18 protein-coding genes, 1 tRNA gene and 1 pseudogene are annotated in these 21,119 nt (G+C 68.5%); 6 read left to right on the plus strand and 14 right to left on the minus strand.

Features of this window, described 5'->3' with window-relative positions; translation table 11 throughout:
• Positions 1–41: 41 nt before the first annotated feature.
• Together ACNSN4_RS04250 and ACNSN4_RS04255 are read right to left on the minus strand one after the other, a co-directional pair.
• On the minus strand, positions 42–2,084 hold the full coding sequence (locus tag ACNSN4_RS04250; protein ID WP_418284539.1) for an ABC transporter ATP-binding protein: 2,043 nt from the start codon (positions 2,082–2,084) through the stop codon (positions 42–44).
• Positions 2,085–2,168: 84 nt separating this feature from the next.
• Positions 2,169–2,771, minus strand: coding sequence for an NUDIX hydrolase (locus ACNSN4_RS04255; RefSeq protein ID WP_418284540.1), 603 nt, complete (start codon positions 2,769–2,771; stop codon positions 2,169–2,171).
• 156 nt (positions 2,772–2,927) lie between these two features.
• Between ACNSN4_RS04255 and proS the strand changes: the two genes are divergently transcribed.
• The 3 genes from proS to ACNSN4_RS04270 all read left to right on the plus strand — a co-directional run bounded on the left by proS (position 2,928) and on the right by ACNSN4_RS04270 (position 7,167).
• A complete protein-coding gene (gene proS / locus ACNSN4_RS04260) occupies positions 2,928–4,418 on the plus strand; it encodes a proline--tRNA ligase (RefSeq protein ID WP_418284541.1) in 1,491 nt (496 codons plus the stop codon).
• 137 nt (positions 4,419–4,555) lie between these two features.
• Positions 4,556–5,743 (plus strand): hypothetical protein, encoded by a 1,188-nt coding sequence (locus ACNSN4_RS04265; RefSeq protein WP_418284542.1) that lies wholly within the window; start codon positions 4,556–4,558, stop codon positions 5,741–5,743.
• Between the two features lie 119 nt (positions 5,744–5,862).
• Positions 5,863–7,167: a DUF7345 domain-containing protein gene (locus ACNSN4_RS04270; RefSeq protein ID WP_418284543.1), complete on the plus strand. Its 1,305-nt coding sequence runs from the start codon at positions 5,863–5,865 to the stop codon at positions 7,165–7,167.
• 74 nt (positions 7,168–7,241) lie between these two features.
• On the opposite strand, the gene ACNSN4_RS04275 is transcribed toward ACNSN4_RS04270, so the two are convergent.
• The gene (locus tag ACNSN4_RS04275) at positions 7,242–7,400 is read right to left on the minus strand and encodes a rubrerythrin-like domain-containing protein (RefSeq protein WP_418284544.1); all 159 of its coding nucleotides are present in this window, start codon (positions 7,398–7,400) and stop codon (positions 7,242–7,244) included.
• A gap of 493 nt (positions 7,401–7,893) precedes the next feature.
• On the opposite strand from ACNSN4_RS04275, the pseudogene ACNSN4_RS04280 reads away from it, so the two are divergent.
• Positions 7,894–8,868, plus strand: a pseudogene (locus ACNSN4_RS04280) (class I SAM-dependent DNA methyltransferase); the annotation flags it as partial.
• Between the two features lie 273 nt (positions 8,869–9,141).
• On the opposite strand, the gene ACNSN4_RS04285 reads toward ACNSN4_RS04280, so the two are convergent.
• From ACNSN4_RS04285 to btuC, 6 genes are all read right to left on the minus strand, one after another.
• Positions 9,142–9,214: transfer RNA gene (locus ACNSN4_RS04285), tRNA-Thr, on the minus strand.
• Positions 9,215–9,827: 613 nt separating this feature from the next.
• A complete protein-coding gene (locus tag ACNSN4_RS04290) occupies positions 9,828–10,214 on the minus strand; it encodes a peptide ABC transporter ATP-binding protein (protein WP_418284545.1) in 387 nt (128 codons plus the stop codon).
• Positions 10,201–10,422 (minus strand): hypothetical protein, encoded by a 222-nt coding sequence (locus ACNSN4_RS04295; RefSeq protein ID WP_418284546.1) that lies wholly within the window; start codon positions 10,420–10,422, stop codon positions 10,201–10,203. Before ACNSN4_RS04295 ends, ACNSN4_RS04290 begins: the two co-directional genes overlap by 14 nt.
• Before the next feature lie 146 nt (positions 10,423–10,568).
• On the minus strand, positions 10,569–11,558 hold the full coding sequence (locus ACNSN4_RS04300) for a class I SAM-dependent methyltransferase (protein ID WP_418284547.1): 990 nt from the start codon (positions 11,556–11,558) through the stop codon (positions 10,569–10,571).
• 108 nt (positions 11,559–11,666) lie between these two features.
• The gene (locus ACNSN4_RS04305) at positions 11,667–12,884 is read right to left on the minus strand and encodes an ATP-binding cassette domain-containing protein (protein ID WP_418284978.1); all 1,218 of its coding nucleotides are present in this window, start codon (positions 12,882–12,884) and stop codon (positions 11,667–11,669) included.
• A 137-nt stretch (positions 12,885–13,021) separates the two neighbouring features.
• Positions 13,022–14,164, minus strand: coding sequence for a vitamin B12 ABC transporter permease BtuC (gene btuC / locus ACNSN4_RS04310; RefSeq protein ID WP_418284548.1), 1,143 nt, complete (start codon positions 14,162–14,164; stop codon positions 13,022–13,024).
• Between the two features lie 62 nt (positions 14,165–14,226).
• On the opposite strand from btuC, the gene ACNSN4_RS04315 reads away from it, so the two are divergent.
• On the plus strand, positions 14,227–15,393 hold the full coding sequence (locus ACNSN4_RS04315; protein ID WP_418284549.1) for a PGF-CTERM-anchored ABC transporter substrate-binding protein: 1,167 nt from the start codon (positions 14,227–14,229) through the stop codon (positions 15,391–15,393).
• Positions 15,394–15,478: 85 nt separating this feature from the next.
• Here the strand turns inward: ACNSN4_RS04315 and ACNSN4_RS04320 are convergent, their stop codons facing one another.
• The 3 genes from ACNSN4_RS04320 to ACNSN4_RS04330 form a co-directional block, all read right to left on the minus strand.
• On the minus strand, positions 15,479–16,705 hold the full coding sequence (locus tag ACNSN4_RS04320; protein ID WP_418284550.1) for a pyridoxal-phosphate dependent enzyme: 1,227 nt from the start codon (positions 16,703–16,705) through the stop codon (positions 15,479–15,481).
• 77 nt (positions 16,706–16,782) lie between these two features.
• The gene (locus tag ACNSN4_RS04325) at positions 16,783–16,974 is read right to left on the minus strand and encodes a hypothetical protein (protein WP_418284551.1); all 192 of its coding nucleotides are present in this window, start codon (positions 16,972–16,974) and stop codon (positions 16,783–16,785) included.
• 112 nt (positions 16,975–17,086) lie between these two features.
• Complete coding sequence (locus ACNSN4_RS04330) at positions 17,087–17,245, minus strand: hypothetical protein (protein ID WP_418284552.1); 159 nt, start codon at positions 17,243–17,245, stop codon at positions 17,087–17,089.
• Between the two features lie 117 nt (positions 17,246–17,362).
• On the opposite strand from ACNSN4_RS04330, the gene ACNSN4_RS04335 reads away from it, so the two are divergent.
• A complete protein-coding gene (locus ACNSN4_RS04335) occupies positions 17,363–18,676 on the plus strand; it encodes an NAD(P)/FAD-dependent oxidoreductase (RefSeq protein ID WP_418284553.1) in 1,314 nt (437 codons plus the stop codon).
• 176 nt (positions 18,677–18,852) lie between these two features.
• Here the strand turns inward: ACNSN4_RS04335 and ACNSN4_RS04340 are convergent, their stop codons facing one another.
• On the minus strand, positions 18,853–20,073 hold the full coding sequence (locus tag ACNSN4_RS04340; RefSeq protein WP_418284554.1) for a thiamine pyrophosphate-dependent enzyme: 1,221 nt from the start codon (positions 20,071–20,073) through the stop codon (positions 18,853–18,855).
• Positions 20,074–20,148: 75 nt separating this feature from the next.
• Entirely contained in the window at positions 20,149–21,048 is a 900-nt protein-coding gene (locus tag ACNSN4_RS04345; RefSeq protein WP_418284555.1) for a DMT family transporter, read from the minus strand.
• Positions 21,049–21,119 lie beyond the last annotated feature (71 nt).

Raw genomic sequence — 21,119 nt, forward strand, 5'->3', positions numbered from 1 at the left:
CCGTTCGCTTCGCTATTCGGTCGGTCCGCTCTCTCAGCGGCTCAATCGTCGAGCGTCTCGCTCTCCACCGACGCCTCCGTCCGCGTCCGCTCGACCGCGCGGTCGACGTGGCGCTCGCGAGCGCGCTCGACGAACTCCTCGGGGAGCTCGTCGATCTCCCCGGCCTGCACGCCCCAGAGCTTCGCGTACAGCCCGTCGGTCGCCAGCAGGTCGTCGTGGCTTCCGCGCTCCACGACCTCGCCGTCCTCCAAGACGAGCGTCGTGTCGGCGTCGGTCACCGTGGAGAGCCGGTGAGCGATGACGAACGTGGTGCGGTCCGCGGAGAGCCGGTCCAGCGACCGCTGGATCAGCATCTCGGTCTCGGTGTCGACCGCGCTCGTGGCCTCGTCCAGGATCAGGATCGCCGGGTCCTGGAGGACGACCCGCGCGATGGCGACGCGCTGGCGCTGGCCGCCCGAGAGCTTCACGCCGCGCTCGCCGATCCGCGTCTCGTAGCCGTTCGGCAACGAGTCGATGAACTCGTGCGCCTCCGCCGCCTTCGCGGCCTCGATCACGCGCTCGCGGACCGCGTCGCTCTCGACGTCCTCGTCGATACCGGTGAAGCGTCCGTATCGGATGTTCTCCGCGATGGTCCCGTCGAACAGGGTGGTGTCCTGTGCGACGTATCCGACGTTCGACCGGAGGCTCGCGAGGGTCACGTCTCGAACGTCGCGGCCGTCGACGCGGACCGCGCCGCCGGTCACGTCATAGAGTCGGAGCAGGAGCTTCAGGAGGGTCGATTTACCGGCACCGGTCGGCCCCACGAGCGCGACAGTGTCGCCGGGATCGGCCGCAAAGGAGACGTTGCGGATCACCTCCTTGTCGGCGTCGGCGGGGTCGACCAGGGCGTTCTCCGCGTACGCGAACGAGACGTCGTCGTACTCGACCGCGCCTGAGGCCTCATTCTCGTCGCTTTTGAGGTCGACCGCCCCCTCGCCGCCGAGGTCGACCGCCCCCTCGCTGTCCGCGATCCGGATCGGGATGTCGCGGAGGCCGAACACGCGTTCGGAGGAGGCCTTCGCGTTCTCGTACTGGTCCACGATGTTCGACACCTCCGCGAGCGGCGCGACGAACTGCTGGGTGAGGAGGACGAACGTGACGAACGTCCCCACCGTGAGCGTCGTCGTGAACGGGCCCGGCGGGCCGGATGAGAGCCAGTAGCCCCCGACCGCGAAGGTGGCGGCGAACGCGAGCCCGGCGAACAGCTCCATCCCCGGTCGGTAGACGTAGTTGAGCCGGAGGATCGACATCGTGCGCTCGAAGTACCGCTTCGAGGCGGTTTCGACGCGGTCGCTCTCGTGCGCCTCGGTGTTCGAGGTCTTCACGAGCTCGACGCCCGAGAGCGCGTTTTCGAGCGCGGTGTTGAGATCGCCGACGACGGAGCGCTGCGCGACGTACCGCGGCTCGACGGCCCGCATGAACCACACGGTAAAGAGGATCATGAGGGGGATCGCGGAGAGCGTGACGACGGCGAGCTCGTAGTTGTAATAAAAGAGCACGCCGGCGATGCCGACGACCATCACGCCGAGGCGCGCGGAGTTCTGGAGGGCGTTATCGAGAAAGACCTCGAGGTTCGAGGCGTCGTTGTTCAGCACCGACATCACCTCGCCGGTCTGCTTGTCGTCGAAGAAGGTCATGTCGAGCCGCTGCATGCGGTCGAACGAGTCGGTCCGGACCGCGTGCATCACGCGGTGCGCGAAGTTGTTCGCGGCGATCCCGTAGATCCACGTGAACACCCCGGTCGCGACGAACGCGCCGACGATGAGGACCACGGAGAACTGAAACTGCGCGGCGGATTCGGCCGGGAGCCACGCGTCGGGGACGCCGGGAAGGGTGTAGGGACCGTCGCCCGTGAAGACGGCGTCGATGGCGACGCCGAGGACGACCGGCGGCACCAGCCCCGCGACGCGGGCGATCACGTTCGCGGTCATCCCGATCACGAGCCAGTGCGCCTCGGCGGCGCCGTACTCTTTAAATAGGCGGAGGAGCGGGCGATCGACGCGATCGCGGTACACTTCGAAGGCGTTGCGATCGTCGGCGGCCATGCGAGAACGAGCGGACGAGAGTGTATGTATCCGACGGCTTCGGCGGGACGTTCTGGGACCGGCGGCGGCGACCGTTTTTAAGCCTTATATCGGTAGCTCCGCGTCCGCGCCGACGACGCGGTCGGCCTCGTCGGGCGACCGCCAGTCGGTCGTGCGCTCCAACAGCTCGACGACCATCCGACCCGTCACGCCCCAGACGGTGTAGCCGTCGACGTGGAAGTAGTGAACGCGGTGGTCGCCGTACTCCGGGTGGCCGATCCGACGCTCGGACTCGTAGTTCGCCGGGTCGGTGAGCGCCGAGACCGGGAGCACGACGACCTCCGCCACCTCCGCCTCGTCGGGGACGTACTCGCGGTCGGGCGCGACGCCGACGAACGGGCGCACGGCGTACTTGCTCGACGTCCGCGTGTCGTCGAGCCGCCCCACGACGTCGACCTCGTCCGGCCGCATGCCGACCTCCTCGTTCGCCTCCCGCAGAGCGGTGTCGGTTAGGGTCCGATCGATCAGCTCGCGGCCGCCGCCGGGAAAGCTCATCTGGCCGGGATGTTCGCCGAGGTGCGTCGCCCGTTTCGTGAACAGCAGGTGAGCGTCCCCGTCGCGTGCGAGAACGGGTGCCAGCACGGCCGCTTCGCGACGGGCACCGGTGACCGTCCCGGGCGTGTGCCGCCGAAGCCCCGACAGATCCATACCGGCGGTAGGTTCCCGGACGGGGTTAACGTTTCTCTGCATTCCGACGCGCTGAAACGACCCGCTCGGCGTGGACGTCGCAGCTGACTCTCAGCGCCTCGAACGACTGGCACGGCTTCGGACGTTTTAAGCCCGCGACCAACCCTTCACTGGACAATGACCGACGACGACCAGGAGCTCGGCATCACCGAGTCCAAGTCGCACAACACCGGCGAGTGGTACGCCGAGGTCGTACAGAAGGCGGGGCTCGCCGACTACGGCCCCGAGGGCATGAGCGGATTCATCGTCACCCGCCCGCGAGCGTACGCCGTCTGGGAGCGCTTACAGGGGTTCCTCGACGCGAAGTTCAAGGACACGGGCGTCCAGAACGCCTACTTCCCCCTCTTCATTCCCGAGTCGTACCTCGAACGCGAGAAGGACATCGTCGAGGGGTTCGACCCCGAGGTCGCGTGGGTGACGGAGGCCGGGACGAAGGAACTCGAAGAGCGGCTCGCGGTCCGCCCCACCTCCGAGTCGATCATCACGCCGTACATCAGCCAGTGGGTTCGGAGCCACCGCGACCTCCCGCTGCGCGTGAACCAGTGGTGCTCGGTCGTGCGCTGGGAGGCGACGGAGACGAAGCCGTTCTTCCGCACGAAGGAGTTCCTCTGGCAGGAGGGCCACACGGCGCACGCGACGAGCGAGGGCGCGTGGGAGGAGACGCTCACGCGGCTCGACCAGTACGAGTCAGTCTACGAGGACCTGCTCGCGATTCCCGTCCTAAAAGGGCAAAAGCCCGACCACGACAAGTTCCCCGGCGCGGAAACGACGACCACCGTGGAGGCGCTCATGCCGGACGGGAAGTCGGTGCAGGGCGCGACCTCCCACCACCTCGGCCAGTCGTTCGCGGAGGCGTTCGACATCACGTTCTCCGACGAGGACGAAGAGGACCGCACCGCCCACACGACCTCGTGGGGCCTCTCGTGGCGCGCGCTCGGCGCGCTGATCATGACCCACTCCGACGAGCAGGGGCTCGTGCTCCCGCCCGGCGTCGCTCCCGAGCAGGTCGTCGTCGTCCCGATCTGGCAGGAGGACACGAAAGACGACGTGTTAGCGTACGCGCAGGCGGTCACGGACGACCTCGACGACGCGGGCGTCCGCGTCGAACTCGACGACCGCGACGAGCGCAACCCCGGGTTCAAATTCAACGAACACGAGCTCAACGGGGTCCCGCTCCGGATCGAGATCGGCCCCCACGAAGTCGAGGACGACGAGCTTACCCTCGTCCACCGGCCCGACGGCGAGAGCGTCGTCGAGGACCGCGACGGCGTGGTCGACACCGTCCGCGACCACTTCGACGAAATCTACGCGAAGCTGTACGCGGCCGCCGAGGAGACCCTCGACGGCGAGGTCCGCGAGGCCGATGACCGCGCCGGAATCTTAGGCACCCTCGGCCAGCACGGCGGCTACGTGAAGACGCCGTGGTGCGGCGACGAGGGCTGCGAGGAGCCGATCAAAGAGCCGATGGCCGCCGAGATCGTGATGGTCCCGTTCGAGGACGACGATCCGCTCGTCGGCGGTGGAGATGACGGCGATACCGACGACGAGACCTGCGCGATCTGCGGCGAGGACGCCGAGCGGACGGCGTACTTCGCGAAGTCGTACTGACGCTCGGGCGTTCGGTCCGTCCCTGTTCCGAGCAGTCGCGATCACTGTCCGCATCGTTACTGTTTCCCAATTAACCCGCGTTGATCCGGCTTAACGGAGTTCCATTTATATAGGGGGAGGGCGCGTACGCTCCGGTAATGAACCGAAGGATCGCGCTGCTCGTCGCCGTCGTCGCCCTCGTCGGACTGGCGGGAATTGCGGCGGCCGGACCGGTCGGATCGGTCGTCGCGCAGGACGACGCGGGCACCGCCGACGGCGACGCCGAGAGCGACGGAACCGAGCCGACGAACGAGACGACAGATCTCAGCCCCGGCGAACGACTTTCGGGCGTGATCGGCGTCCAGAACGCCGAGGTCTCCGGCGAGGTCGAATCGCGCGCGTTCGAGGTCGGACTCGACCGCGCGACGACCGACGAGGAGCGCGCCGCCGTCGTCGGTGACCGACTCGACCGCAACGAGCAGCGGCTCGCCGAAATCGAGGCCAGACAGCAGGAGCTCCGCGAGCGCCGAGACGCCGGCGAACTGAGCGAAGGGGCCTTTGCCGCCCGGATGGCGGAGACGAGCGTCCGCGCCGAGCAGGTCAAACGCGAGACGAACCGGAGCGCCGATGTCGCCAGGGGCCTCCCTGAGTCGGTCAGAGACGACCGTGGCCTCCACGACGACCGCCTCGACAGGGTCCGCGATCGCGCCGGTAACGCGAGCGGACCGGAGATCGCCGCGATCGCCCGCGGCGTCGCCGGAAACGACGTCGGCGGACCGCTGGCCCAGCACCGCCGCGGTGCCCCCAACGGGACTCCCGGCGGAGCAGATCGACCCGGCTCTCCGGGCGGCCCGTCCGGTGACGGCGACTCGTCCGGAACCGGGGGAGCGGCAGATGACCGCGGATCCAACGATACTCGCGGACCTGCCGACGACCGCGGACACGGGCCGGGGAACGTGACCGACGACGGAAACGCGACAGCGGTCCACGCCCCCGCCTCGGCCGGTCCCGGAACCGACGTCGACGAACGCGGCGGCACGGACGCCGCCGACGGCGCTGATGGGGGCGGAGTCAGCGACGCACCCGGGGACGTAACCGGTGGTCCGGGGGACGCGAACGGCGGTTCGAACGCCGCGAGCGGTGGGCAGAGCGACACGGAGCGCGGCAGCGGAAACGTCAGCGACGCCGACCGCGGGAGCGCTTCCCGCGCCGTCGCGACGCTGAGGGACGTCGCGGTCGACCGCGCGACCGCCGGGTGGTCGACGGTTGCCGGCACCGCGGCGTCCGTCGACGCCCGCCTGCGAAAGGGAGTCGATATCGGTTCGCTCACGGGTCCCGATGCGTAACGCGGCGACGCACGTACCTGCGGCACAGGCCGATTCTGGGAGTTCCGATCGGCGGGACGGAGAGCGACATCGCTCCTGAGATGCGAAGCGATTTATCCGATCGAAATGAGTGTCGTCACGTGCAGCGAACGGTCGTTCTTCTCGTCGTCGTCGCTCTCGTCGCCGTCGGCGGAGTCGCAACGCTTGGCAGTGTCGCCGGCACAGGCGACGCCGGCGTCCCGGCGGGCGGGTTCGAACAGATGGACGTCGATCCGGACGACGTTCTGATCACCGTCGCCGTGGAGCCGAACGGAGACGCGATCTGGGAGATTCAGTACCGCGTGCGACTGGCGACGGACGACGAGGAGCAGGCGTTCGAGGAGCTCCGCGCCGACGTGGACGCCGACCCGGAGGCGTACACGGACCGCTTCCGCGAGCGGATGGTCGCGACCGTGGACGCCGCCGAGACGGCCACCGGCCGCGAGATGGACGTCACCGACACGACGGTGACCGCCGAGCGCCGAGAGCTCCCGCAGTCGTACGGCGTAGTCACGTACCAGTTCCGGTGGCACGGCTTCGCGGCGGTTGACGACGATCGACTCAGTATCGGCGACGCCATCGACGGGATGTTCCTCGACGACGCCTCGTCGCTCATCCTCTCGTGGCCCGACGGTTACGAACTCGTTACCGTTTCCCCGTCACCGACGGAGACGCGGGACGGAGCCGTCGTCTGGACCGGCCCGATCGACTTCACCGGGGGGGAACCGCGGGTTACCGCTGAGCCCGAGGGAGTCGCTGGGCTCTCCGCGATTCTTGTCGCCGTCGCGCTCCTCGTCGTCGTCGGGGGCGCAGTCGCGTATCGTCGGCGTCAGAGCCGCCCGTCAGTTTCGACTGACGACGAGGCGACGACCGGCGCGGAGTCGTCCGCCTCGGTCGGTCAGTCCGACGACGCGACCGGCTCCAGCGAGGCGGCCGCTGTCGACGGCGTCGGCGACCGCGACGCTGGCAGTGTCGACGGCGTCGGCGACCGCGACGCTGGCAGTGTCGACGGCGTCGAGGCCACCGGCACCGAGGAAACGGCCGACGTTGGGCAGACGAGCGGTGATGACGGGTCGGCAGCTGATGGCTCGGTAGCCAGCGGTGCTGGCGACAGCGCCGCGCCCGTCGACCGAGAGCTGTTGAGCAACGAAGAGCAGGTGCTCCGGCTCATCGAAGCGAACGGCGGACGCATGAAACAGAAACGAGTTGTCGAGGAGCTCGACTGGACGGCCGCGAAGACCAGTCAGGTCGTCACGGGGCTCCGCGACGACGGCGAACTCGACGGCTTCCGGCTCGGGCGAGAGAACGTGCTATCGCTGCCCGACTTCGAGGCGGCGGCTACCACCACCGAAGACGACGTCGACGGCGACGACGAAGACGGTACGACCGGCGATGGCGAACGCTGACGGCCGCCGCGAATCCTCTCTCGGGAGTAGTCGCTACGGCTCGTCACCGCGATGCGGGCTCCGTACTGGCCGTCTCAGAGGTCCCGGGAGCGCCCGATATGCCGAAGCTCCCCGCCGCACTCACACGTTCCGGCGGTGTCGACTAACGCACCACATCTGAAACATTCGTACAGTTCTCGCTCGCTGCAGTCGTATTCTGGTCGCATACTGTGACACACGCTGCCAAGAGCCATAGCTATAGCCCTAATATACTTTATGTTGTATAACTCACGGTTAGGGACGGTATCGACGAACGATCACTCGTCCCGATGACGCTAGGTCAGTCGTGAACGGGCTGGCAAGTGGCATCGGACCCCCCGGGAAGATTCGCCGCTTGAGGGCGGCGAGGACGTCACTCGCAGAGACACTCGTATCCGCGAGATGAGCGTCCGATAATAAGTACATTATTTGATAAGTAACCGTAACTAGTCTTCTCCGCATTAGTCGAAGAAAAGTCTATACGGCTGCCCGCATTCGTCCGTGTCATACGTGATGACCCGAAAACACGTCGGGCGAAATACCAGGAATTCGGGACGGATCAACGTCTCTGGTTTCGAATTCGATAAACTCGATCTCGAGATCGGCGACGCGGTCGACATCGGAGTTACCGACGCATCCGCCGTCGAACATGTCCTCATTGACAGCAAGGATTCGGACGAATTTCTCATTGTAACCCCTCCCTGACGGATGCAACGTTCACTCACCTACCGCACGAATCGCGATCTGTTCTCTAACTACTACCTCGACGAGCATCTCCCCGAGACAGAGGAGTGGAATGAGGTTGACGACGACGAACTAGCAGCCGCGTACGACGAGATTGTCGATCTCTACGACCGGGAGAAAAGTACGGCTCCAAAGCGGAACGAATCCCAGCTGGAGGAGAAGTTCATCCGGCCGATGTTCCGGAAGCTGGGGATTCCCTTCGAAGTCGAGGAGAGCACGAGTCGGACGCAACGCCGACCGGACTACGGCTTCTTCGAGACCGAAGACGCCGCACGTGACGCCTTCGAACGTCGCGAGGGGGGTGGCGACTTCTACGAGAACGCGGTGGCCGTCGCCGACGCCAAGCGCTGGGGGCGACCACTCGACACGCGGGGTAGCGGCGAACACGAGCGCGACTTCGAGAACCCGAGCTATCAGATCCACGTCTACCTCCAGGAGACGCCCGCGCGATGGGCAGTGCTGACGGATGGCAAAAAGTGGCGGCTCTACTACGGGCCGACGAGCCACCGGCTCGACTCCTACTACGAGGTCGACCTGCCGACAGTATTGGAGACGGGCGATTTGGAGGATTTCAAGTATTTTTACCTCTTCTTCCGTCACGGTGCGTTTCTCGAGGACGCCGGCGGCGACTGCTTCCTCGACGACGTCTATGACGAGTCCAACGTCTTCGCGCAGGACCTTGGGGAGGACCTCCAAGACAACATCTACGAAGCTATCAAGGTGCTCTCGGAGGGGTATCTCCAGTATCCGGACAACGACCTCGACGAGGAGGACCTCGGTCTTATCCACGACTCGTCGCTCATCTATCTCTACCGGCTCATCTTCGTCCTGTACGCGGAAGCCGAGGGGCGTGACCTGTTGGACACGGACAACGACATTTACGAGGAGTCCTACAGCCTGAACGCGCTCAAGCAAAAAGTCGCCGACGAACTCGACGCGAAGATCGAGAAGACCGACCGACTCATCGACGAGATCGTCTACGACCTCTACGACCTGACCGACGAAGAGATCGAGATCGTCGAGTCCGCCGTCGCCGACGACTGACGACGCGGGCGACGATCACGTCACACTCGCCGGTGGACGAGACGGTAGACGAGACGAGACGAGACGAGATCACAGTGACCGACGGTGGTCCGCGAGTCGCTCTACGTCGCTTTGCTCTGCGTCATATCTCTTCCCGCGGCTCTCTGTCTCAGTCGTCCCGCCAAAAGAAGCCGGAGGAGGGATTTGAACCCTCGACCTATTCCTTACGAAGGAATCGCTCTGCCAGCTGAGCTACTCCGGCACTCACTATACAATTCCCGAAGGGAAAAATAAGGGTTCCGAAACGGCGACGGCGCCGGAATCGACCCGATCACTTCGCCGCCGGTGGGTGCGCCAGTCGCGACCTAATCGGCCGAGTACGGTTCAGATAGCTGATCGTGTTGTTATCGCAGATATCTCGGCGTGATCGTTTTGGGGCATCCCCGATATTTACAGGAATATAAGGATAACGTATAAATATCTGGTCGGACTTCGGTTTTGTTGTGGTACACTGGTCGTGTGCCGCGACGGCGGGGATAGACTCCCCGACGGTGTGCCCGGTCGGAGCCCGTACCGGGCGGCAGCAGTCACGCCGGTCGCATCCCCCACCGCGACCCGGCGCGACGGTCACCTCTCAACGCGATCCACCGCGGCCCGCCTGGGACCCACGCCTCCGGCGTGTCAAGCGCGAAATCGCCTCTGGCCCCGACGCGTCCCGCGGCCGTGGACTCTTGTCATGTGACGGGCCCGTCGCCGTTCGACCCGCGGCATCCTCGGGTCGAACGGCAGTCACGCTGTTCGTTTGTGACCGTTCCGAACAGGAGCCCCGCTCTTCGCGATTCGAGACGCCGCCGGTCGCGACCCGCACAGTGCCGTCACCGAAAGAGCCGCCTGCCGACGCCCCGCATCGCCGAGAGCCCGCTCGCGACGGCACCGACCGCTCCGGTGACCCGGACCTCGGCGGGCGAGACGCCGAGCGCGCGGGAGACGACTCCGGGGCGCGCGCCGGTGCCGAGCACGGCCACCGTACGCCCTCGAACGCGGAACTCCGTCGCGAGCCCGGTCGCGGTCAGGAATGCGGTCGGACCCGCCGCGTCGTCGTCGGGCAGGCTCCGCGCGACGCGAATCGCATCGCGAACGCTATCGATCTCGACGAAGAGCCGCGCTCCCGTCGAGTGGACGTCGAACTCGACGCCGTCGACGGTCAGCGTCAGGTCGTCCGTGACGACCGAGAGCGGCGCCCTCGGATTACTCCCGCTCACGAGTCGTGACCCGAACGGTCCCGTCGAGCCGCCAGTTGGCGTGCTCGACGTCGTCGCCGGTCCCGCTGGGCACGTCGACGGTCATCTCCTCGAACTCGTAGATTATCTCGGCGTTACGCCCGGTCAGACGGTCGTACAGGCCGATAGCGAGGTCCGGCCACGTCGTCGTCTCGTCGATACGCTCTTCGGGTGCATCTGCGTCACTCATACCCGATAGATGGTACCGAAACGACATAAAAGTGTTACCTGACAGAAACGAATTCCGGCGTGAGCCGTCTGGCTCCGCGTCTCCGTCCCCCCCGCGCACAAGGGCGCCAGGCGCGGCGTGGGGCGCGGAACGCAGTCGTGCGAGCGTTATCGCCGCGTCAGACGCACGTCGAGACACACGTTGTACTCGTGGGGCGCGTACGACTTGACGACGTGTTCGGTCTCGACCGACACGTCGTACTCGGCTCCGGCCGCCTCGCGAATCGCGCGCGTCCCCGGGCCGAACGGGTCGTCTTCGTGTTGGATGTCATAGAAGTGAAGCGCGCACTCCTCGCCCGCCAGCGCCACGGCCGTGTCGAGGAACGCGTCGGCCGAGTGCGGGAGGTTCATCACGAGGCGGTCAGCGGTATCGGCGTACGCGTCGGTCGTCTCCCGCACGTCGCCGGCGATCGCCGTGACTCTCTCCGCGACGCCGTTGCGCTCGGCGTTCTCGCGGAGGTAGTCGATAGCCACGTCGTTGAGGTCGCAGGCGACGACGTCCGCGCCGCGCGCCGCCATCGGGATCGCGTACGGCCCGACGCCGGCGAACATGTCGATCACGGACTCGTCGGGAGTCACCTGCTCGATCACCCGATGTCGTTCGGTGGCGAGCCGCGGAGAGAAGTACACCTCGGCGACGTCGAGCGCGAACTCGTGGCCGTACTCGCGGTGGACGGTCTCGGTGCCGTTCCCCGCGAGGACGTCCCACCGCCGGACGCGCAGTTCGCCCTCGATCGGCGAGGCGCGATTGAGCACGGTTTCGCAGGGCAAATCGGACGCCATAACGGCATCGGCGATCTCGCGGGCGCGCTCGTCGTCGTCCTCGTCGACGATGACGATATCACCGAGTCGCTCTAGTGAGGGCTCGTAGCCGAGGATCTCCGCCGGCGTCTTCGGGCGGTCGCGTTCGGCGGCGTCGCGCTCGACCAGGCTGTCCGCGAGGTCGTCGGGGAGGGCGCCGGGGTCGGTGACGGGGATGTATATCGTGTCGCCGTCGACCGCGATCCGGTGGTCGCCGTCGAGGAGGCACGCGTCGGCGAGCCGCTCGCGGACGGCCTCGCCGCGCTCGCGTGCGACCGCGACGCAGGGAACGCTCATTACCGGAGCGTGGCGACGCGACTCATAAACGCTGACGCTTCGCTCCCGAAGCGGTGGACCGACCCAGAGCGGTCGGGTGCAGACAGACGAGACCGCGGGCGTCGGAGGCTATCCGTCGACCGGTTCGTCGGCCGATCCCGTACTCGGTTCGTCGACGATCGCATCCCGTACCGCGTCGAGCAGTTTGCGGTCACGGATATCGGCGTCGACCGTGACCGTCCGCTCCGCCGCCGCGACGAGATCCGGCGGCGCGGCTCCGACCCCGTCGCCCACGACCACCGCCACGTCTGCATCCCGCACGAGGTCGCGTGCGGCGTCACGTCGCTCGGGAGCGACGGCCTCGAACGGCGGCGCGGTGACCATCGGTCCGTCCGCGTCGCGCGCGACTCCCGCGAGGGCGTCGCCCGCGGGCACGACGCCGGCGGAAATCCCGTGTCCCGCGGCCGCGACGCGTGCGGCGACGCGCGCAGCGCCGCGCCCGGTGCCGACAACGTGGACGGTTCCGGTGGTTGCCGCGGACTCGTCTTCGTCCCCGTCGATCGACTCTCCCCCGCCGACCGCGTCGAACGCGGTGATCGAGGGCGATCCCGTCGCGGGATTCCGCCCGACGAACGCCTCGGCGTCGAAGGCGGCCCGGAGCGTGTCGCCGGTCAACACCGCCTCCGGCGGTCCGGCGGCGTGGACCCCGCCGTTCGCGAGGACGACGACCTCGTCGCAGTACCGCGCGGCCATGTCGAGGTCGTGGATAGCGGCGAGCGCGCCCCGCCCCTCGTCGACGATGCCCCGCACGAGACCGGCCGTCGCCACGGCGTGGTTCACGTCGAGGCTGGCGGTGGGCTCGTCGAGCAGCAGGGCCGGCGTCTCCTGTGCGAGGGCCCGTGCGAGGAGCACGCGCTGGCGCTCGCCGCCGGAGACGGCCGCGATCGACCGGTCGGCGAACCGCTCGACTCGCGCGGCGGCCATGGCCTCGTCGACCGCGGCCGCGTCTTCGGGACCGTGACCGTCGAACCGGCCGAGGTGCGGCGTTCGACCCATCTCCACGACGTGGCGCACGCGGAACTCGAAGGAGAGCCCGGTGTCCTGCGGCACGCTCGCCACTCGCCGACCGGCCTCGCGCGCCGACAGCGTCGAGACCCGATCGCCGCGGAGTTCGACGCTGCCCGCGTCCGGCTCCACGGTTCCCTTGATCGCCCGGAGGACGGTCGACTTCCCCGCGCCGTTCGGCCCGACGAGCCCGACGAACGAGCCGCGTTCGACCGTCAGATCGACGCCCGAGACGACGTCGAGGTCGCCGTACGAGACGGAGAGGTCTCGGACCGCGATCAGGGGTTCGTCGCCTGGCCCGTCGTCGGCCGTCCCGTCGCCGACCGCGCCGTCGCTGGCTGCTCCATCGACGACCACCCCGTCACCAGCCCCGGACAGATCCGGGAGCGGATCCTCGTCCGACCCGGTGTCGTCGACGCTCACAGCTCGTGCACCTCCCGTTTGGTCAGCAGATAGATGAAAAAGGGTGCGCCGACGGCGGCGGTGACGACGCCGACCGGCAGCTCGGTCGCCCCGGCCCTCGCGAATGTGTCGGCGGCGACGAGGAACGCGCCGCCGGACAGCGCCGCGGTCGGGAGCAAGATTCGGTGGTCTGGACCGACGACGAGCCGAAGGATGTGCGGCACGATCAGCCCGACGAACCCGATCACGCCAGCGAACGCGACCCCTGCGGCCGTGATGAGCGCGCTCGCCGCGAGCAGGAGCCGCTTCGTGCGTTCGACCTCGATCCCGAGCCCCCGCGCGTCCTCCTCGCCGAGTAACAGCACGTTGAGATCGCGGGCGTAGACCAACAGGACGAGAAAGAGCGGTGGGACGACGACAGCGGTGACCGCGACCTCGCTCCACGCCGCCCCGGAGAGGTGCCCCATCAGCCACGCGACGATCCGCCGGAGCGACTCGCCCGCCTGCAGCTGGAGGTACGAGATGACCGCGCCGAGGAACGTCTGGATCGCGACCCCGGCGAGCAGCAGCGTGGCGACGGGCGTGCGGCCGTGACGCGTCGCGATGGCGTACACGCCGAACGCGGCGAGGAGCGCGCCGACGAACGCGAAGAGGCTCACCCCCGCGCCGTACGAGAGACCGACTTGGACCGCACCGACGACCGGGAGGGCCACTGTCGTCGACAGCGCGACCGGGAACACGATGAACGCGACCGCGCCGACGGCCGCGCCCGAGGAGACGCCGATGATCGACGGATCGGCCATCGGGTTCCGGAAGAATCCCTGCATCACGGTGCCAGCGGCCGCGAGCGCGAACCCGACGAGCGCGGCCAGCAGGATCCGCGGGAGTCGGACGTGGAGGACGATCCGCTCGTGGACGTCGTCGACGGGGAACGAGAACGGCGAGTGATACGAGACGCCGGCGTGCGGTAGCGCGAGCGCTCCCGTGCGTCCGGTTCCGATCTCCACACCGGCCGGGATAACGGCCGCGTTCAAGACGATCTTCACGACCTCCGCGGGCGGGATCCGGACGGGACCGATTCCGGCGCTGACGACGATCACGAGGGCGAGCAGCGCGGCTAACGCGGCCGACCACCCCGTGGTCCGTCGCCTGATACGCATTCGATATGCAACAAAACTTGTAGTAGGTAAATACTTATTGGATGAGCGGCGTCGTCCACTCGATGCGTGACAGCTTCGTACTCGTGACCGCCCTGCTCGTAACGACCGCCTTGATCGGCGGATTCGCGGGCGTGGCGGCAGGCACAGGACCGACAGTAACCGGGCCGACGACGGCCGACGGCGAGCCCGCGCTGGGCGACGCGCCGAGCGCGCCGCAGACCGAGGCGGGCGAGTGCTCGTTCCCGGTCACGGTGACCGACGCGACCGGTGAGGAGATAACGCTCGACGAGCCGCCGGAGCGGATCACGACGACGAACCCCTCCGCGGCACAGATACTGTGGGAATTCGGCGTGCAGGACCGAGTGGTCGGCGTGACGGAGTTCGCGCTGTACCTCGACGGCGCCGACGAGAAGACCGGCGTCTCCGCGGAGGGGCTCGGCGTCGACATCGAGCGCGTCGTCGACACCGACCCGGACCTCGTGTTGGCTCCCAACGCGTCGGCCGGACAGGTCGAGGACCTCCGGAACGCCGGGCTGACGGTGTACCACTTCCCGGAGGCGACCGACGTCGACGATATCGCGACGAAGACGGAGACGATCGGTCGACTGGTCGGGGAGTGTGAGGCCGCCGCCGACACGAACGAGGAGATGAACGACGCGGTCGCGGACGCGCGCGAGCGGACCGCCGACATCGACCGCCCGACCGCGCTGTACCCGCTCGGAAGCGGATTCGTCGCCGCCAACGACACGTTCATCCACGAGGTCATGACGATCGGCGGCACGGAGAACGTCGCGGCGGCCGAGGGCGACGGCTACCCGCAGCTCTCCGACGAGGTCATCCTGCAGACCGACCCCGAACTCATCCTCGTTGACGACCCCGACGCGCCGATTATGACCGAAGAGCCGTACGCCAGCACGACCGCCGGACAAGAGGGGAACGCCGTCGTGGTCGAAGTGCAGTGGCTGAACCAGCCAGCGCCGCGGAGCGTCATCGTCGCGACGGAGAGCATCGCCGACGGCGTGGAGGCGTACAACGCGGCGCAGACCGAGGACGAGACGACGGACGAGTCGGCCGACGGCTCGGCGGCCGAGGACGACGCGACTGAGGACGACTCGGTCGACGATGACGCGGACGACGCGCCGTCAGTCGACGACGAAGCGCCCGGCTTCGGGGTCGTCGCGGCCGTCGTCGCCGTGCTCGCCGCCGGACTGCTCGCGCGCCGCGAGTGAGTTGCGGGCGAGTTGCGGGCGAGTTGCGGGCGAGTTGCAAGTGAGCCCAGAATAGATCGGAGGCGCTCGTCCGCGGCGGCTTCTTTTATATACCCTGGCCCATCAGATGGCTGCGTAACACGTCCGGCGTCTTGAGCCCGGCGTCGCTGTTTATCAGGACGACCGTCTCGTCGCCGTCGAAGAAGCCGTCCTGGGCGAGCGCCCACGCGCCCGCGGGAGCGGCCCCGCCCGTCGCGCCCATCTCCATCACCTCGTTCTGCGCGACCGCGACCGCGCTCGCGAGGATGTCCTCGTCGGGCACGCTCACGGCGGTTCCGCCGCTCTCGGTGACCGCCTCGACCGCGGCCGCGCCGCCCGCGGGGTCGGCGATCTCCAGCTCGCCGCAGATCGTGTCCGGCGTCGACCACGGCTCCGGCTCGTCGAGCCCGCGCTCGACCGCGGCCGCGATCGGCGCGCACCCCTCCGCCTGCGCCGCGACGACCGTCGGCACTCCGTCGGTCGCGCCGACGCGCTCCAGCTCGGTGAATCCTTTATAAATCCCGGTGACGACCTCACCGGATCCGGTCGGCACGACGACGACGTCCGGCGCCGCGCCGAGGTCGGCGACCAGCTCGAACGCGAGCGTCTTCACCCCGTCGTGGCGGTACGGCGTCGCGAACTCGCCGAGGTCGGTGTAGTCGGTCTCCAGCTGCTCGTCGACCGCCGCCGCGGCGTCGGGGAATCGCCCCCCGACCACGCGCATGTCGCCGCCGTGGACGTTCGTCATCGCCTTGTTCGAGAACGCACAGCGCGAGGGGACGAACGCGTACGAGCGGAGGTCGGCCCGGCCCGCGTACGCCGCCATCGACTGCCCCGCGTTTCCGGGGCTCGCACACGCGAGCGGCTCGACGTCGTCTCCCGCAGCCGCCCGCGCCGCGACCGCGGTCAGCGCGACCGAGAGCCCGCGGTCGAGGACGGTCCCCGTCGGGTTTCGCCCCTCGTCTTTGACGTACACCGCGTCGACGTCGAGTTCGTCGGCGAGCCGCTCCGTCGGGACGAGAGGCGTCGTGCCCTCGCCCGCCGAGATCGCCGCCTCGGCCGGGAACGGGAGCAGCGCGTCGAAGCGCCAGTGGCCCCGTCCGACGCCGGCGGGACCGTCCTGCGGCGATCCGAGGAGGGCCTCCGGATCGACCGCGTCGTAGTCGTAGGCGGGGTCGAGCCCGCGCGCCTGCTCGTCGGCCGAGACCGTCGTCGGGTCGGCCGTCTCGTGGACGCGACCCGACGCGCGACTCTGCAACCCGCGGAACGCCGCCGTCGTCTCCGTCGTCTCCATATTCGTCAGTAGGGCGGGGGCGACTAATCGCTTCCCTCTCGGAGCCGGATCGCGATCGATTCGACGCTACGTTCGCGTTACTCCTCAGAGGCGGTCTCGGTGACGAACAGCCGTACCCGCTCTCCGGGAGTCAAGCCGTCGACGAGCAGTCCGAACTCGTCGCGTCCGGCGAACGAGCGAACGCGCGGGGCAGGGGCCGCTTCGTCGGCCCGCTCACAGACGAGCTCGATCGTTCCCGTGTCGTCCGCTCGAAGTGTGAACTCTTGCATGGGTCGCGATACCACGGTCTCGCGTATAGAGGTACGTGCGAACGCGTGCTGGAACGCCGGAACGAGTCGCCGGTACGATACCGTACCCCCTGTACGTGAGAACCGGACGGCCTCACACGAGCATGGAGACGAACCCGTACACGGTCCCGAACAGCAGTATGAGGGTCAGGAGGATCGCAAACCACGTGCGGCCATTGCTCGGAATATCGGGCGCTTCTGAGGGGTAATACGGCGAAAGCGGGTTATTCGATTTCGGGTCGTCATCGCCCATACGCGATTGGTACCGTCGGCTGCGTAATCACCGTTTGGTGCGCTTTCGTCGCATCTCGCTCGCTGCGGGTGTCGACGGAGCCGGTCGCTTATAAATTCACACCTCGATGTCTCACGTATGAACGGAGACGTTGCCGTCGTCGGCGGCGGGCTCGCGGGGCTCGTCGCGGCGACCCGGCTCGCCGAACGGGGCGCGGACGTGACGCTGTACGAGCGACGGCCCGCGATCGGCGGGCGCGTGCGAACCGAGCGCGTCGACGGCTTCACCCTCGACCGCGGCTTTCAGGTGGTGTTCACGAGCTACCCGGCGGTCGCGAGCGAACTCGACAGCGACGCCCTCGACCTCCGACGGTTCGCGCCCGGCGCGACGATCTGCCGCCCCGGATCGCGATCGGTGCTCTCGGACCCGCTGCGGGACCCGCGCGGCTCGTTCGCCTCGCTTCGCAACGACGAGATCTCCTTCTCCGATAAACTCCGGACGCTCGCGCTCCGATACGACCTCGCGAAGCGCGACGAGGGCGACTTCTTCGCCGGTCGCGACGCCTCGATCCGCGAGTACCTCCGCGACTGGGGGTTCGACGACGACTACGTCTCCAACTTCGTCGAGCCGTTTTACGGCGGGATCACGCTCGACCGAACGCTGTCGACCTCGAAGGCGGTCTTCGAGTACACGTTCCGCGCGATGAGCCGCGGCGCGATCGGCGTCCCTGCGGCTGGGATGGCCGCGCTCCCCCGCGCGCTCGCCGACCGCGCCGCGGCCGCCGACGTGGCGATTGAAACCGGCGAAGCCGTGGAGTCGGTCCGGATCGCGGGACAGGGACGGATCCCCTTCCGAACCGGTCGCGGCGACGCCGAGGGAGCCACCGTCGGACTCGCCGACGGGTCGACGGGCGAGTTCGACGCCGTCGTCGTCGCGGTCGGTCCGCCCGAGGCCCGCCGGTTGACGGGAATCGAGTCGATCCCGACGGAAGGCGTCCCGAACGTGACGGGCTGGTACGCGCTCCCCGCGGGCGAGTCGTTCGAGACGGGCAGGCGGATCCTGCTCAACGCGGCCGCGGAGTCGCCGAACGCCGTCGTCCCGATGTCGGAGGTCGCGCCCGAGTACGCGCCCGACGACCGAGCGCTGCTCGCGGCGACGTTCCTCGGCGACGACGCGCTCGACCGCGACGCCGACGCTCTCCGGACAGATGTCCGAGACGCCCTCGAGTCGTGGTATCCCGGCCGCGACTTCGGGGGGCTGGAGACGGTCGACGTCCACCGGATCCCGTTCGCGCAGTTCGCGCAGCCGCCGGGCGTCCACGCCGACCTGCCCGACCCGGACGACCCCGAGGGGCCGGTCGTGCTCGCCGGCGACTACACGGAGTGGTCGTCGATTCAGGGCGCGCTCGAAAGCGGTCAGAAGGCGGCGCGGGCGGCGGGCGAGTATCTATAGCCTATCGTCGTATAGCCTATCCTCGTCGACTCCGGACGCCCAGTCTGATTTCGACTTGCGTCGCAGTTGTTCGATGTCGACATCTCGGTCACTAAGCTCTCGCTTGATCTTCTGGAGACGGTCCATCGCGCCCATCATATTGCAGCACCTGCCGATCAAATCGGGTTTCCTGCTCTTTAATTTTCCCGCAGAAACGCCCCCTCACCGTGCTCGTCGACCGCGGCGAGCAGCTCGTCGCGCTGGCGACGGAGCTCGGGCGGCAGCTCGGCGTACGCGTGCTCGAACATGTCGGCCGGATCGGCCGTGAGCGTCTCCGCGGCGTCTATCGCGTCGGCGACGACGTCGTCGGCCTCCTCGCGGATCGCCGCGATTTCGTCGTCGTCGATCCGATCGGTCTCGCGGAGGAACGTCTCCATCCGGTCGATCGGGTCGAGCGCGCGCCACGGGTCCACGTCGTCGGGATCGCGGTAGGCGGAGGGGTCGTCCGCGGTCGTGTGCGCGCCGAACCGGTACTCGACGAACTCGATCAGGGCGGGGCGGGGGACGTCGTCGGCCGACCCGGCTCCGCCCTCCGAGTCGTCGCTCCCGGACCCGCCCCCGTCGCCGCGCGCCCGATCGGCGGCCGCCGCCGTGATCGCGTAGCTCGCCAGCGGGTCCATCCCGTCCACGCGGACGCCGTCGAAGCCGTACGCGGCCGCCTTCTCGGCGAACGTCGCGCTCGCCGTCTGGTCCGCCTCGGGGATCGAGATCGCCCAGCCGTTGGCGTGACAACAGAAGAGCGTCGGCGTGTCGAAGACGCCCGCGAAGTTCATCGCCTCGTGGAAGTCGCCCTCGCTCGTCGCGCCGCCGCCGAAGTGCGCGGCGACGACGCGGTCCTCGTCGCGGTAGTCGAACGCCCACGCGGCCCCGACGGCGTGCGGGAGGTGCGCCGCGATCCCGATGTTGAGCGGGAAGACGTTGCCGTCGGCGATCGCCTCGGTCCCGGACTCGTGGCCCATCCAGTAGGGGAGGTACTCGGAGAGCAGGTCCCGAACGACGATCGCGCCGTGCTCGCGGTACTGGTAGCTGATCAGGTCGCGGTCCGCGAGCGCGTGCGTCGACCCCACCGCCGAGCCCTCCTGGCCCGCACAGGGGGCGTACGTCCCGATCCGGCCCTGTCGCTGGAGGCTGACGGCGCGCTCGTCGAACCGGCGGGTGACCACCAGATCGCGGTAGATGGCGCGGAGCGTCTCGTCGGACAGGTCCGGGACGGTCGCGTCCGGAAGCGGTCGCCCGTCAGCGTCGAGCACGCGGTACACGTCCTCGTCGGCGAGCGGGTCGGTCGGGGAGTCGGCGTCGGGGGGATCGGGGGAGTCGGCGTCGCTCGTCGCGTGCGGGTCGCCGCCGTTCTCGTCCATGCTCGATCGCTGTGTGCTGCGGTCACAAGGAGTTAGCGGTCACGGCGAGCGCGGAAGCGGCCGCTCGCCCCCTCGTCATCCGGCGGTGTCGTCGGTGCTGACGACGTATATCCCGACGGCCATGATCAGCCCGCCGCCGAGGAACCAGCCGCCGAGCGACTCGCCGAGCAGGAGCGCGCCGAGCGCGGCCCCGACGAGCGGCTGGGCGAAGAAGTACACCGCGACCGTTCCCGCGTCCGCGTACTCCAGTCCCTTATACCAGCAGTACCACGCGGCGGCGGTGCTCACCACGCCGAGGTACAGGACCGCGGCGACGATCGGAAGCGTCACCGGGAGGTCCGCGACCCCGAGCCCGCGCATCGACAGTTCGATCGGGACGAGCGCCGCGAGCATCGGGACCGCGAACGCCGTCGAGTACGTCGCCGTCTCCAGCGCGGAGTACCGACGAACCAGCGGCTTCCCCCAGACGGTGTACGCGGCCCAGCCCGCGCTGGCGACGACGAGCATCGCGATCCCGGCCGCGCTCCCCGCCCCGATCGCGCGGAGGTCGTACTGCCCGGCGAGCACGACGATGGTCCCCGCGAGCGCGACCGCGACGCCGACTCCCCGGCGACGCGTCAGGAGTTCGTCGAGGACGACGACGCCGGTGAAAACGGTGAAAACCGGCGTCAACACGGTGATCAGCGCGCCTTCGCTCGCGGTCGTGAGGTCGGTGCCGACGAACTGCGTCGCCATCGTGAGCGCCACCCAGCCGCCGAGCGTGGCGAACGCGGTCCACTCGCTTCGGCCGAAGCTCCGGGAGGGATACCGGAGTCGGACGACGCCGACCAGCACCGCGGCGCCGACCGCGACGCGGAGGAACGCGAGCGTCAGCGGGGGAATCGCGTCGAACCCCCACTTGCTGACGACGTACATTCCGCCCCAGAAGGCGGCCGCGAGCAGCGGCGCGTACGCCGTCCACGCTCGGCGTCCCATCGTGAACGGCCGATTTCGACCCGGGGGAGTTGAATGACGGGGATCCGGCGACGAGCGTGGTGCGCGGGAGC

It is taken from the genome of Halorubrum marinum (assembly GCF_048381195.1).
Lineage (GTDB): Archaea > Halobacteriota > Halobacteria > Halobacteriales > Haloferacaceae > Halorubrum.

Excerpts from the sequence above, each read along its gene's own strand:
- ACNSN4_RS04250 (WP_418284539.1), bottom strand. The coding sequence starts at position 2,084 with ATGGCCGCCGACGATCGCAACGCCTTCGAAGTGTACCGCGATCGCGTC.
- ACNSN4_RS04255 (WP_418284540.1), bottom strand. The coding sequence starts at position 2,771 with ATGGATCTGTCGGGGCTTCGGCGGCACACGCCCGGGACGGTCACCGGT.
- proS (WP_418284541.1), top strand. The coding sequence starts at position 2,928 with ATGACCGACGACGACCAGGAGCTCGGCATCACCGAGTCCAAGTCGCAC.
- ACNSN4_RS04265 (WP_418284542.1), top strand. The coding sequence starts at position 4,556 with ATGAACCGAAGGATCGCGCTGCTCGTCGCCGTCGTCGCCCTCGTCGGA.
- ACNSN4_RS04275 (WP_418284544.1), bottom strand. The coding sequence starts at position 7,400 with ATGGCTCTTGGCAGCGTGTGTCACAGTATGCGACCAGAATACGACTGC.
- ACNSN4_RS04295 (WP_418284546.1), bottom strand. The coding sequence starts at position 10,422 with ATGAGTGACGCAGATGCACCCGAAGAGCGTATCGACGAGACGACGACG.
- ACNSN4_RS04300 (WP_418284547.1), bottom strand. The coding sequence starts at position 11,558 with ATGAGCGTTCCCTGCGTCGCGGTCGCACGCGAGCGCGGCGAGGCCGTC.
- btuC (WP_418284548.1), bottom strand. The coding sequence starts at position 14,164 with ATGCGTATCAGGCGACGGACCACGGGGTGGTCGGCCGCGTTAGCCGCG.
- ACNSN4_RS04315 (WP_418284549.1), top strand. The coding sequence starts at position 14,227 with ATGCGTGACAGCTTCGTACTCGTGACCGCCCTGCTCGTAACGACCGCC.
- ACNSN4_RS04320 (WP_418284550.1), bottom strand. The coding sequence starts at position 16,705 with ATGGAGACGACGGAGACGACGGCGGCGTTCCGCGGGTTGCAGAGTCGC.
- ACNSN4_RS04325 (WP_418284551.1), bottom strand. The coding sequence starts at position 16,974 with ATGCAAGAGTTCACACTTCGAGCGGACGACACGGGAACGATCGAGCTC.
- ACNSN4_RS04330 (WP_418284552.1), bottom strand. The coding sequence starts at position 17,245 with ATGGGCGATGACGACCCGAAATCGAATAACCCGCTTTCGCCGTATTAC.
- ACNSN4_RS04335 (WP_418284553.1), top strand. The coding sequence starts at position 17,363 with ATGAACGGAGACGTTGCCGTCGTCGGCGGCGGGCTCGCGGGGCTCGTC.
- ACNSN4_RS04340 (WP_418284554.1), bottom strand. The coding sequence starts at position 20,073 with ATGGACGAGAACGGCGGCGACCCGCACGCGACGAGCGACGCCGACTCC.
- ACNSN4_RS04345 (WP_418284555.1), bottom strand. The coding sequence starts at position 21,048 with ATGGGACGCCGAGCGTGGACGGCGTACGCGCCGCTGCTCGCGGCCGCC.